Annotated in this window: 11 protein-coding genes; 8 read left to right on the top strand and 3 right to left on the bottom strand. The window is 60.9% G+C overall.

Annotation, left to right across the window (positions count from 1 at the left end):
- The first annotated feature begins 66 nt into the window (after window positions 1-66).
- Window positions 67-474 carry a PA2817 family protein gene (locus tag AB4P90_RS10050; RefSeq protein ID WP_003190109.1) on the top strand — a complete coding sequence of 136 codons (408 nt, stop codon included), beginning with the start codon at window positions 67-69 and terminating at the stop codon, window positions 472-474.
- Window positions 475-613: 139 nt separating this feature from the next.
- Here the strand turns inward: AB4P90_RS10050 and AB4P90_RS10045 are convergent, their stop codons facing one another.
- The gene (locus tag AB4P90_RS10045) at window positions 614-1546 is read right to left on the bottom strand and encodes a LysR family transcriptional regulator (RefSeq protein ID WP_395605847.1); all 933 of its coding nucleotides are present in this window, start codon (window positions 1544-1546) and stop codon (window positions 614-616) included.
- 89 nt (window positions 1547-1635) lie between these two features.
- Between AB4P90_RS10045 and AB4P90_RS10040 the strand changes: the two genes are divergently transcribed.
- The gene (locus tag AB4P90_RS10040) at window positions 1636-2280 is read left to right on the top strand and encodes a hypothetical protein (RefSeq protein WP_019817272.1); all 645 of its coding nucleotides are present in this window, start codon (window positions 1636-1638) and stop codon (window positions 2278-2280) included.
- Between the two features lie 138 nt (window positions 2281-2418).
- Here AB4P90_RS10040 and AB4P90_RS10035 read toward each other — a convergent pair whose 3' ends face one another.
- Both AB4P90_RS10035 and AB4P90_RS10030 read right to left on the bottom strand, forming a co-directional pair.
- Window positions 2419-3993, bottom strand: a complete 1575-nt coding sequence (locus AB4P90_RS10035; protein ID WP_395605846.1) for an alkaline phosphatase D family protein — start codon at window positions 3991-3993, stop codon at window positions 2419-2421.
- Complete coding sequence (locus AB4P90_RS10030) at window positions 3990-4544, bottom strand: GNAT family N-acetyltransferase (protein WP_014717775.1); 555 nt, start codon at window positions 4542-4544, stop codon at window positions 3990-3992. Before AB4P90_RS10030 ends, AB4P90_RS10035 begins: the two co-directional genes overlap by 4 nt.
- 190 nt (window positions 4545-4734) lie before the next feature.
- Between AB4P90_RS10030 and AB4P90_RS10025 the strand changes: the two genes are divergently transcribed.
- The 6 genes from AB4P90_RS10025 to AB4P90_RS10000 all read left to right on the top strand — a co-directional run bounded on the left by AB4P90_RS10025 (window position 4735) and on the right by AB4P90_RS10000 (window position 11965).
- Window positions 4735-5142, top strand: coding sequence for a biopolymer transporter ExbD (locus AB4P90_RS10025; protein WP_014717774.1), 408 nt, complete (start codon window positions 4735-4737; stop codon window positions 5140-5142).
- A gap of 2 nt (window positions 5143-5144) precedes the next feature.
- Entirely contained in the window at window positions 5145-5873 is a 729-nt protein-coding gene (locus tag AB4P90_RS10020) for an energy transducer TonB (RefSeq protein ID WP_032901949.1), read from the top strand.
- 24 nt (window positions 5874-5897) lie between these two features.
- Complete coding sequence (locus AB4P90_RS10015) at window positions 5898-8183, top strand: TonB-dependent receptor (RefSeq protein WP_014717772.1); 2286 nt, start codon at window positions 5898-5900, stop codon at window positions 8181-8183.
- A 25-nt stretch (window positions 8184-8208) separates the two neighbouring features.
- Window positions 8209-8856, top strand: coding sequence for a MotA/TolQ/ExbB proton channel family protein (locus AB4P90_RS10010; protein ID WP_014717771.1), 648 nt, complete (start codon window positions 8209-8211; stop codon window positions 8854-8856).
- A gap of 56 nt (window positions 8857-8912) precedes the next feature.
- Window positions 8913-10130: a phospholipase D-like domain-containing protein gene (locus tag AB4P90_RS10005; protein WP_014717770.1), complete on the top strand. Its 1218-nt coding sequence runs from the start codon at window positions 8913-8915 to the stop codon at window positions 10128-10130.
- A gap of 95 nt (window positions 10131-10225) precedes the next feature.
- Window positions 10226-11965, top strand: coding sequence for a dipeptidase (locus AB4P90_RS10000; protein WP_014717769.1), 1740 nt, complete (start codon window positions 10226-10228; stop codon window positions 11963-11965).
- Window positions 11966-12105 lie beyond the last annotated feature (140 nt).

The raw sequence follows: 12105 nt of genomic DNA, 5'->3' as shown, positions 1-12105 counted from the left end.
TCATATAAAAACGGGCGCGAGAGGCTTATACTCTCGCGCCCGTTTTTGCTTTAGAGGCCTTATCTCGTGTCCAACGTCGTTGCCGATCATCTCGTCTTGCTCGACCACTTGCGCAGCATCCTGGTTGCCGTCGGCGAAGCCGAACAGGTACCCGAGGAAAGCCACTCGCTGTTCCTGGAGCGTTTCGACGAACTGCGCGCCCTGTTGCCAATCGACCCGATCGAAAGCCAGTACCTGGGCCAGGACCTGATGAGCCAGGTCATCCTGCGCTACCCGCAAATCGCCCACCTGGTGCCCCGCGACCTGCTGTGGTTCTTTGGCGGCGACTGCCTGCACTTCATGCCCGACGAAGAACTGGACCTGTACCAGGCCCTGGAAGAACGTCGCTATGAAGCCGAACAGAACGACGAACCGTTCGACTGGAACCAGGAAAAACAGCTGCTGGCGATGCCTCAGGACCAGAGCAAACACTGACGACTATGCTCGTTCCTACGCTCTGCGTGGGAACCTATCCTGTGACGCTCTGCGTCACCCGTGCACAGGCATAAAGGCAGGACGCGGAGCGTCCAAGGTGGCATTCCCACGCAGAGCGTGGGAACGAGCAACCGCGCTCCTACCGCCGCCGCAGCGTGGGCTCCTTGGCCATGCACTCCACCAGATAATCGATAAACACCCGCAACTTCGGCGGTAGGTACCGTGTGGGCGAATGCAGCAGCCACGCCTCGCCATGGTACGAGGCAATAAAATCCCACCCCGGCAACACCTGCACCAACTCCCCCGCTTCCAATGCATGCCGCGCGGTGAAATACGGCAAGCTGGCAATCCCGACATGCTGCAACGCCGCCTCCAGCCGCACCCCGGTGTGGTTCGCCGCATACCGGCCGCGTACGCCGACCGTTACCGCCTTGCCAGCCTGGCGAAACTTCCAGCGTGAATCTCCCGGTGTTTCACCCAGATAAATGCAACTGTGCCCAAGCAGATCATGGGGATGGCTCGGTGTACCGTGCTCGGCCAGATATTGCGGCGTCGCGCACAACAAATGTTCGATGGGCAACAGCTGGCGCCCGACCAAGCCTGGCGGTGGGCTGTCGGTGATGCGGATGCTCAAGTCGACGTTGTCGTCGATCAAATCCACATGCCTATCTTCCAGGATCAATTGCACATCCACCTTGGGATAGCGCCGCAAAAATTCCGGCATATGCGGGTGCACCACAAATCGCCCCACCGCCTTGGGCACACTGACCCGCACCAGCCCCTCGGCTTCATGGGTAAATTGCCCACTGATTTCCATCACCGAGCGCGCCGCATTGACCATCTCCTGGCAACGCTTGAACACCTCCTCGCCGCCCTCGCTCAGGCGCAGCTTGCGCGTGGTGCGTTGCAGCAGGCGCATGGCCAGGGCTTGTTCCAGGCGCGAGATGCTGCGGCTCACCGCCGAAGGTGAAACGCTGAGTTGCCGCGCCGCTTCGGAGAAGCTGCCGGTTTCCACGACCTTGACGAAAATCGCCATTTCACCCAATAACGGTAAAGGAAGATTGATGCTCATGACGCACAGGTCCATTGATAATTGAGCGGATTATCACCCATCTGCGCACTATTTATACTGCCCACAGAACCCTGATGCGGATGTAAATAATGACCGAGCGCCTGTTTTTTACCCACGACCACCTGACGGCCGAGCTGGAAGTGCTCAGTTGCACCCCGCACGAAGAGCAATTCGCCGTGATTGTGCAGTCGACCATTTTCCACCCCCAAGGCGGCGGCCAGCCGTTCGACACCGGCTGGCTCGGCGATAGCCAGGTACTGCGGGTCGTGCAGGAAGCCGAACAGGTGGTGCACTACGTCGACCAGCCCCTGGAACCAGGACCCGCCATTGCACGAGTCGACGCACAGCGGCGCGCCTTGCACACTCGTCTGCATTCGGCGGGGCACTTAATTGGCAATGCCGGCGAACGCCTGGGCTGGATGCCGATCAAGGCTCACCACTGGCCCGGCGAAGGCAAGATCACCTTTATCCGTGGCCAGACCGCGCAAGACATGGATGCGCAGACGCTCCAGCAGTGGGTCAACACATGGATCGCCGCCGACTATCCCCGCTATATGACGCTGGAAGATGGCACCCGCGAAGTCGGCTTCGGCGAATTACCGGCTTACGCCTGTGGTGGCACTCATGTCCAAGCGCTGAGCGAACTGGGCCAGGTAACGATCCTGGCGTTGTCGGAGAAAAAAGGCGCGCTCTCGGTGCGCTATGAAATCAATGCGGGAGGAGGCTTGCCTTAATGCCATTCAGTTAAGCTCAGTTCCCCTGTGGGAGCTGGCTTGCCTGCGAAAGCGTTAGTGCAGTAGCAGATGCAGTGACTGACACACCGCTATCGGGGGCAAGCCCCCTCCCACATTGGATCGCCCCAAAGAAACAGGCTACACGGCAATCGCCCCCGCCCTGCTCGGCTCAACCACGAACGACTTCAACGTCGACACCGTCGCCGCCGGGTCACGCGGATCACTGATCGCACGAAAATTCGTCAACATGCTATTGGCCGCCAACTCCACCGACACATACCCACGCTGGCGACTGTCGAAAAACTTCACATGGGGGTTGAGCGGCATGATCTTCATGAACGCGTCATAGGGCGGGCCGTCGGAGGTCACCGACGAGCCAACAAACTCGGTGGCGACCACCGCCGAGTCCGGCCTTTCTGCGTCGGCATGCAGGTCGGTGGCCCAGAACGAATGAATATCCCCTCCCCAGAACACCGGGTTCTTCACGCGATTGCGCACGATCGACGCCAGCATCCGTGAGCGGTTCGCCATGTAGCCATCCCAGCCATCGGTCCAGCGGCCAAGCTTATGGTTGGTGAGGTCACGCTGCATCAGCGGCGCCACCAGCAGGTCTTGTGCGATCACATTCCACTGCGCTCCAGACTGGGCAAAGCCCTGATCCAGCCAGGCTTCCTGCTGCCAGCCGAGCAACGTGCGGCCAGGGTCACGCAGGTCGCTGCAGGGGGCGGTGACAATATGCCCCTGGTGGCTGCCATTGGCCGCGATGCACGGTTGCTCGGAACGGTACTGGCGACCGTCGAGCACATGGAAACGCGCAAGCCGGCCGTAATCCAGGCGCCGGTAAATGCGCATGTCCGGCCCCTTCGGCACGCTGCTGGCACGCAGCGGCATGTGTTCGTAAAACGCCTGATAAGCCGCCGCGCGTTGTTTGAGAAACTGCGCCACCGTCACTTTCGGGTCCTGGGACCAGCGGTTGGCGTAGTCATTCTGTACTTCGTGATCGTCCCAGGTTACGACGCTAGGAGCCGCGGCGTGCAGGGCCTGCAGGTCTGGATCAGTCTTGTACAGTGCGTAGCGGTTGCGGTAATCACTCAGGCTTTGCGCATTGCCGCTGCCGTGAGAACGAAACACCTTGCCCGAATCCGCAGCATAGGAACTGTCGTAGATGTAATCACCGAGGAAAAACACCAGGTCCGGCTGCTCGGCGGCAAGGTGTCGGTAGGCGCTGAAATAGCCACGTTCCCAGTGCGAGCAGGACACAAACCCCAGCCGGGCCGCGGCCATGGCCTGCAGCGGCGGCATCGTGCGCGACTGGCCCACCGGGCTCTGCGCACCGAGCCCTTCAAACTGGTACCAATACGGCCGATCCGCCGCCAGCCCCGCCACTTCGACATGCACTGCGTGAGCAAAACGGGGCGTCGCCAGTACTTCGCCCTGCTTCACAATGCGCGTCATCGCCGCATCGCTGGCTACCCGCCAACGCAGCGGCACCGAGCGACTGAGGCCGACACGGCCATCCGCAGCATTGAACAACGGCGCCAGGCGCGTCCAGATCACAAAGCCATCTGGCAACGGGTCGCCGGAAGCCACGCCGAGGGTGAACGGATAATCCACCCCGGCACTGCGCGCAAACGGGCTGAGGATGGAAAAGGCGGTAGCGACCACCAACCCGCCGAGGACCCGGCGTCGGCCGTGGTCGACGTCGCCGCTCACAAGCAGCGCTCCCAGTCATCACGCACGCTGGCAAACCCGAGCAAGTCCTCATACACGCCGTTCTTCAGGAACGCCTGGTGCATGCAGCCTTCATAGCGCAGGCCGATCTTCTCCATGACTCGCGCCGATTCCTTGTTGCGCGCGAAACACTGGCTGCCCACGCGCTGCAACCCTAGCGCCTCGAAGCCGAAATCCATCACCGCGCTCGCCGCTTCTGCCGCATACCCCTGGTTACGGCAGTGCGCCGCCACCCAGCCACCCAAGTGCCCATAGTGATGGCGAGCATTGATGCGCAGGCTGACCATGCCGACCAATTCGTCGGTGCCGCGCACATGCATCCCCAGGTTCAGCAGTTCACCAGTGCGGTACTTGTCGGCGGCCCCGGCAATAAAATCCTGGGCGGTTTCCAGGGTGTAGGGCGATGGAATGTTCGCCGTGTTGTCGGCAATTTTCGGCCCGTTGGCAAGCGTGAAAAGCACCTGCGCCTGGTGCATATGCAGGGCGCGTAACAGCAGTCGCGGGGTCGTCAATTGAGGCAGTGCAGTGGGCATGGGAGCCGGCTCTCAAGATAAATTTCTCAAGCATGGAGGCCCCGAGTGTCAGTTTCATTACGCCCGAAAACTGACCGGTAAGTTTTCTGAAAGACGCGTCCTAGAGCCTCTAAACGGTCAATTAAAGTTAACCAATCGGTCATTTTTGGCTGTTAGCGTTTTGCCCCTAATTCAATGACGGGGTAACGGAATGAGAACCTGGGACGAACCCAAGAAACGCAAGGCGCACATCGAGCTGATCCCGATGATCGACGTGATGATGTTCCTGCTGGTGTTTTTCGTACTGGTGAGCCTGAACGTGATTCCCGCGCTCGGCATGAAGACCCAATTGCCCAGCGCCAGCAGTTCGCAGCAGCTCAAGCCGCAGAACAAATTCATCCTCACCCTGGGCCTGGAAGGCCAGTTGCAACTGGACGGCAAGGACCTGACGGTGGAGGCCCTGGTGCCGGCGCTGAAGGCTGCCGAAAAGCCCGATACCAAGTCGACGATCATCGTCAACAGCGACAAAGGCGTGGAGGTTTCGCGCCTGGTGGAAGTGATGGACACCCTGCGCCTGGGTGGCTTCACCTCCGTGTCCATTGCTACGCGTAAGTCCTGACCATGTACGCTCTGTTTCGCGTGCGTCAGCTGCTGGGCAGTGTGCCGGCCCTGATCGCCTTGGTGCTGATTGCACTGGGTATCCAGTCCCAGACATTGAAGGTCGAGCCGGTGTATGACGAGTCGGCGGTCGAATTGGCCTTGGTCGAGCCGGAACCGCAAGTCATACCGGAACCGGTGGTGGAGCAAGAACCGCCGCCGCCGATGATCGAAGAGGAAGAGGCCGAGCCGGCGCCCCCGCCGCCACCGCCCAAGCCGCTGCCCAAACCCAAACCTGAACCCAAGCCAAAACCTGTGCCCAAGCCTGCCCCCGTGGTCGCCAAGCCCGTGCCGACGCCGCCACCGGTGGCCGCCAAGCCAGCCCCGGCCGTCGTCACCCAAGCGGCACCGACGCCTGCCCCACCGGCGCCACCGAAGGTCGATGGCCAGGCCCTGGAAAGCGGTTACCTCAAAGGCTTGCGCAACGAACTGGACACCTACAAGCAGTACCCCACCGGGCGCCAGGCGTCCCTCGAACGCCCGAGCGGCGAGGTGGTGGTGTGGTTGCTGGTAGACCGTCAAGGCCGTGTCCTCGACTCGGGTTTACAAACCCAGGCCTCGAGCATGCTGCTCAACCGGGCCGCCACCAATAGCTTGCGTCGCATCAAGCAAGTCAAACCGTTCCCCGAGCAAGCCTTCGGGGGGCGCAATGAGCAGCGCTTCACCGCCACCTTCAACTACAGCGTGCAATAAGCACCCGACACCAGGACGACAGTGATGAAGTTCACCCGTATTCATCTGGCACTAGTGGCCGCGACCAGCATGACCCAGGGAATGGTCATGGCAGAGACCAGCGACAGTGACGTCGGCACCATTGGGGTACAAGGCAAGGCGACCGCAGGAGGCGGTTACATGGTGCCGGAGGAAAGCATCAAGGGCCGCTCCACGGTAACCAAGGAAGCACTGGATAAACAGGCGGCCACCGGCAATGCCATCGACAAGCTCAAGTACACCCCGGGCTTGAACATCTCCAGTGAAGACAACACTGGCCTGTCGGGCTTTCGCTTCACCATGCGCGGCATGAACTCCGACCAGGTGGGCATGTCGGTGGACGGCATGCCGATCAATGATTCGGGCAACTACGCGCTGTATTCCAACCTGCTGGGCGATCCGGAAAACATCGACCAGATCTTCGTCACCCAGGGCGCTGCGGAATCCGACGGCCCGCACATTGGTTCCAGCGGCGGAAACATTGGCATCGTCACGATTCGCCCGACCAAGGAAACCGGTGCCTTCGTCAAACAGGTCGTCGGCAGCAACGCCACGCGCAAGACTTTTGCCCGCCTCAACACCGGCGAAATCAACGGCCTGAGCAACTGGCTGTCGGTGTCCCACACAGAAGGTGAAATGTGGCGCGGCTCGGGCGCGGTACGCGCGGACAAGGTGGAGTGGAACAGTTTTTTCGACGCCGGCAATGGCAACACCGCCAACCTGATCCTCAAGTACCACGAGCAGGACAACAACAGTTACAGCCAGTTGACCAAGGCGCAGTTCCAGCAATATGGCCGCAAGTACGACCCTTACCCTGCCACCCCGAGCGTGGGCAGCAACGGCAAATACAACAGCTATTACGCCCTGGCGCAGAACCCGTTCCAGACCTTCACCGCCGTGCTCAACACCCAGTTCAAACTGGCCGATAACCTCGCGCTGTCCGTGATCCCGTATTACTACTGGGGCAATGGCAGCGGCGTCGGTTCATCCAGCTATGCCCTCAACCGTGGCTCCAACCAGGGCGGTGTGTTCGACCTCGGCAACCTGCCAACGGCCGCCCAATACAACGCCGACGGCACACCCAACAGCGGCGTGTACTACCGCCCTTCACGCACGCAAACCTGGCGTCCGGGTATCACCACCAAGCTGACCTGGGACCTTGGCGACCACAGCCTGCAATTCGGCTACTGGTACGAGCGCGCACGCCAGAGTCAAACCCAGCCGTTCATCCCGCTCAAGAGCAACGGCAAGCCGGTGGACACCTGGCCGGACTCCAACAGCGCCATCGTCGATGCCAACGGCAACACCGTGCAGGGCCGCGACCGTTTCACCGTGACGCCAGCGCAAAAGGTCTGGGCCCAGGACACCTGGTACATCAACCCGGACTGGACCTTCATCGCAGGCCTGGCCTACATGAACGTCGAGCGTGAAGGCACCAACCACGGCAGCCTCAACGAACGCCCGGAAAAACGTAACCAGACCTACAACAAACTGCTGCCCAACGCCGGCCTGAAATACCAGCTGGACGAGCGTGACCAGTTGTTCTACAGCGTGTCGCGCAACATGCGCGTGCCGCAGAACTACGTGCTCTACGACAAAGGCGCCGGCTCGATCGACGCCGAGCCGGAAACCAGCTGGAACCATGAACTGGGCTGGCGCTACAGCGGCGACGACATGAGCCTGGCCGCCACCCTGTTCTACATGGACTTCAAGAACCGCCAGGTGTCGTCCCGGGACATCAACGGCGACTTTGCCGACATCAACGCCGGCTCCGTGGTCAACAAAGGCCTGGAGCTGGAGTGGAGCGGCCAGTTGCCCCACCACTTCAATTACTACACCTCCTACACCTACACCAAGGCCGAGCAGCAGGATGACCTGACCGTCTACAACGCCGGCAAACCCATCGTGCTGCCCACCAGCGGCAAGCAGTTCGCCAACGTGCCCAAGAACATGCTGGCGGCCAACATCGGTTATGACGACGGGCGCTTCTACGGCACCTTCGGCGGCAAGTACACCAGCAAGCTCTACGGCGACCTGACCAACGACGAGGCGATTTCCGGTCGCACCGTGTTCAACCTCGGCGCCGGTATTTACCTGCCGGTGGACAAGAAGGTGGTCAAGGACGCGACCCTGCGCCTGAACGTCGACAACCTGTTCGACAAGAAATACCTGGACGGCGTGTACACCACCAAGACCAACGCGGCCAGCTACAGCGGCTTCCGCGATGGCGACCCGGCGTACATCGTCGGCCTGGACCGTACCGTCACGGTTTCGCTGGAAGCGAATTTCTAAGACTCACCCCAAGAGGAACACCATCATGGATATGAACCTGCTCCACGACGTCACTTTCTATGTGATGTACGCGGCGATGGCCATTGCGATCTTCATCGCCATCGAACGCGGTATCTACTTCGCCTACGTACGCCGCCAGGCACGCGCATTGATCGACGCCCTGGGCGCCAATGTGCACAGCGAGCGTGACCTGCCGGAGAACCTGACCCGTCGCGACAGCCTGCCGCTGAACATGATCTTGCCGGTGCTGGCCCAGAAGGCAACCCACGGTTCGCGCAAAGACCTGGACGACGAAATCGATACCCAGTACCTGAAGACGCGCGCCCCACTGGCCCGCAGCCTGTGGATCATCGAGACCATCACCACCGCCGCCCCGCTGCTGGGCCTGCTGGGCACCATTCTCGGCATCATCGACACCTTCAAGGCACTGGCCACCGCGGGCGTGTCGGACCCAGGGCAGATTTCCGGGGGTATCGGGACGGCGTTGTTCGCCACGGGATTAGGTATCGCCATCGCACTGTTTTGCGTGGTGTTTCACAACTTCTTCCAAGACAGCCTGGAGCGCATCAACGACCAGTTGAAGATCCTGTTGATCCGCGCCGCCACCGGTGCCCGCGCACAGGATGAAGTGACCCATCGCGTGCCCACCCCGCTGCACAGCCGCACGGCTTGACCTACAGGGCGGGCGCCTTGGGCGCTCGCCTTTTCCTTTGGTGCGATGAGACGCTTATGTCCCTTTCGATGAAGTTGCGTATCGCCGGCCTCACCGGCTTGCTCCTCAGTCCGCTGGCCCAGGCGGACTTTTCCATTCCAGGCTTTGAACTGGTGCATACCGTACCCGTGGACACCGCCCTGGGCACCGACGATCTGCGCCAGCCCGGCCCGGTATGGATCGAGCTGTTCGACGGCGCCAAAAGCCGCATTGATATCGGCCAGTTCTACGCCGCGGACCACCCTGGTTCGGTGATGAACACGGTGCTTGAACACCTGGAAGCCGCCGGCAAACGCGGCGTGAAGATTCGTTTCCTGCTCGAAGAAAAAGGCATCAAGCTGTCGGATGCCGCCACCCTGGAACGCTTGCGCGCCATTCCCAACCTGACCTTGCGCGTGCTGCCCTACGGGCAACTGAGCGGCGGCATCATCCACGCCAAGTACCTGCTGGTGGATGGCAAGCAGGCGTTTGTCGGCAGTCAGAATTTCGACTGGCGCGCCCTGGAGCATATCCACGAAACCGGGCTGCGCATCACTGACGAAACGGTGGTGGGCCAGGTGCAGGCGATCTTCGAGCAAGACTGGCAAGCCCAGGCCGCGCTGGCGGGTAAACAACCGGTGCCGCTACCCGCCAGTGGCCCGGCACCCGCACGTACCGGCAACTACCTGGTGGCCAGCCCGCAACGCTACAACCCGCCCGGCGTGGGCGACTCACAGTTGGAACTGCCGCGCCTGCTGGGCGAAGCCAAAAAAGAAGTACGCGTGCAATTGCTCGACTACGCGCCGCTGTCCTACGGACCGGATCGAACCCGGCCGTACTACGCGGTGATCGACAACGCCGTGCGCGCTGCTGCTGCCCGTGGCGTGTTGATCAAGCTGATGGTATCCAACTGGAACACCGACCCGCTGGAACTGCCTTATCTCAAGAGCCTGGCGGTACTGCCCAATGTCGAGATCAAGATCGTCACCCTGCCCGAAGCCAAGCAAGGCTTCATCCCTTATGCGCGGGTGATCCACAGCAAAACCATGGAGATCGACGGCCAAGTGGCGTGGGTCGGCACCAGCAATTGGTTGGGCGGCTACCTGGATAATTCGCGCAATCTGGAGGTGGTGATGCGCAGTGAGGCGATGGCCAAGCGCGTAGGCCAATTGCATGAACAACTGTGGGATGGGCCTTACGCTAGAGCCTTGAGCGTGACGGAGGAGTATCCCGCGGCCCATCCTGGCCAGCATTGACCTTGGGCACCTGAGTAATGGTAGTGTGTGGAAATGTTTCTGACTCTTCCGTCAGAAACCTCCTACTCACTACCTGCAAAGGAATGCCTTTAACCATGCACTTTCCACTGAAAAAACTGGTGGCTGCCACCTTGTTCGCCGCGAGCCTGTCGGCAGTTGCCACTCCCGCATCCGCTAACATCACCGCAGACCAAAGCGCAGCCATCCTGAAGCATTTCAGCGAGAACTCGGCCACCGATTTTCGCAGTTTCCTCGGCACCCTGGCCAAGAGCGAACTGGGCAAATCGGCTGACACCGGCCCTGCTATCAGCGCGTTTCTGGGCAACAAAACCCTGAGCGCCGAGCAGCAGAACGAGATCAATCGCCTGCTGGGCATTTATACCCGCGTGAAGTACGGCAAAGCCGCGCTCGAAACCCTGCGCGAACTCGTGGAAATCCCGACGTTCAACGTGGACGGCCTGCCACAGTATAAAAACCCGGAATTCCTCAAGATCGCGGCGAAGATCGAGGCCTTGGCCAAGTCCTTCAACCTGAACTTCCGTAACGTCGATAATCGCGTGTACGAAATTTCCCTGGAGGGCAGCGGTGATGACGTCGTGGGTGTGCATGCCCATGCCGATGTGGTGCCCGTGACTCCGGAAAACTGGGTGCTGCAAGACGGTACCAAACTCGACCCGTTCAAGGTCACGCTGATTGGCGACCGCATGTATGGCCGCGGTACCGAGGATGACAAGAACGGCATCGTGGTGACGATGTACGCCATGAAAGTCATCAAGGAAGAAAAACTGCCATTGGCGCGCACGTTCAAGCTGCTGGTGGACACCACTGAAGAAACCGCCGGTGATGCCATTCCTTACTACTTCGAACGCAATCCCGTGCCGCAATACAACCTGGCGCTGGATGGCGGTTACCCGGTGGTGATCGCCGAGAAAGGCTCGGGTACGGTCATGGCCACCTTCCCGGTGCGCAAGGGCGAAGGCAAAGGCGCGCAAATCATCGCGATGACCGGCGGCAAGGCGAACAACCAGATTCCATCGGCCTCGGTGGCCACGCTGGTCAGCGATACGCCAGCCGAATTGGCCGCCAGCTTGCAACAGGCCGGTGACGACTATGCCAAGCGCAATGGTGGCAATTTCCAGGTGACGGCCAAGGTCGATGGCAAGGACGTCAAACTCACGGTTACCGGCGTATCCGCTCACTCCTCCGAGCCTGAAACCGGGGTCAACCCGGTGGCGCGTATGCTGGACCTGATCCACAGCCTCGACGGCAAGGTCGCCCTCCAGCACAACCACATCACCGATGCCGCGCGGTATGCCGCCGACAACTGGGGCCTGGATTACCTGGGCGGCAAATTGGGTGTGGGCTACGCGGATGATTTCATGGGGCCGTTGACCACCTCGCTGACGTTTGTGGGGCAGGATGACAAAGCCTTCAAACTGGCCGTGAACCTGCGCGCACCGAAAGGTAAAACCCCGGAGGCGCTCAAGGCGCAAATCGAGCAGAAGCTGAACACCTGGGACAAGAACGCCAAGGTCAACGTGAGCTTCACTTACTCGCTGGACACGCCGATGTACCGCAACCCTGAAGGGGAATGGGTAAAAGCCTTGCTGGCAGTGGCCACTGAAAACCTGGGCATGGCGCACAAGTTCGGCACCTCGGCCGGCGCAACCTCGGTGCACGACCTGCCCAACGGCGTGCAATTCGGCCTGGCCCGCCCGGAAGAGAAGTACACCGGGCACACTGACAGTGAGTTCAAGACGGTTGAACAGTTCTTGCTGGACCTGCAGATCGTCACCGAAATGATGGGCCGCGTCGGGCAATTGCCGAAGCTCTGACCCAGTTGAAGCCCCAGCGAGGCTGCGATGGCGGCGGTACAGGCAACTTCTTTAGCGCCTGAACCACCGCTTTCGCAGCCTCGCTAAAGCTCGACAGCTCCCACAGGAGATCGGCGGTGTGGGTGAGATCTCGCTTTGCA

This window comes from Pseudomonas sp. B16120 (genome assembly GCF_044218845.1).
Taxonomy (GTDB): Bacteria; Pseudomonadota; Gammaproteobacteria; order Pseudomonadales; family Pseudomonadaceae; genus Aquipseudomonas; species Aquipseudomonas paracarnis.
The sequence above is the reverse complement of the archived record's forward strand: the minus strand, read 5'-3'. Positions and strand labels throughout refer to the sequence as shown.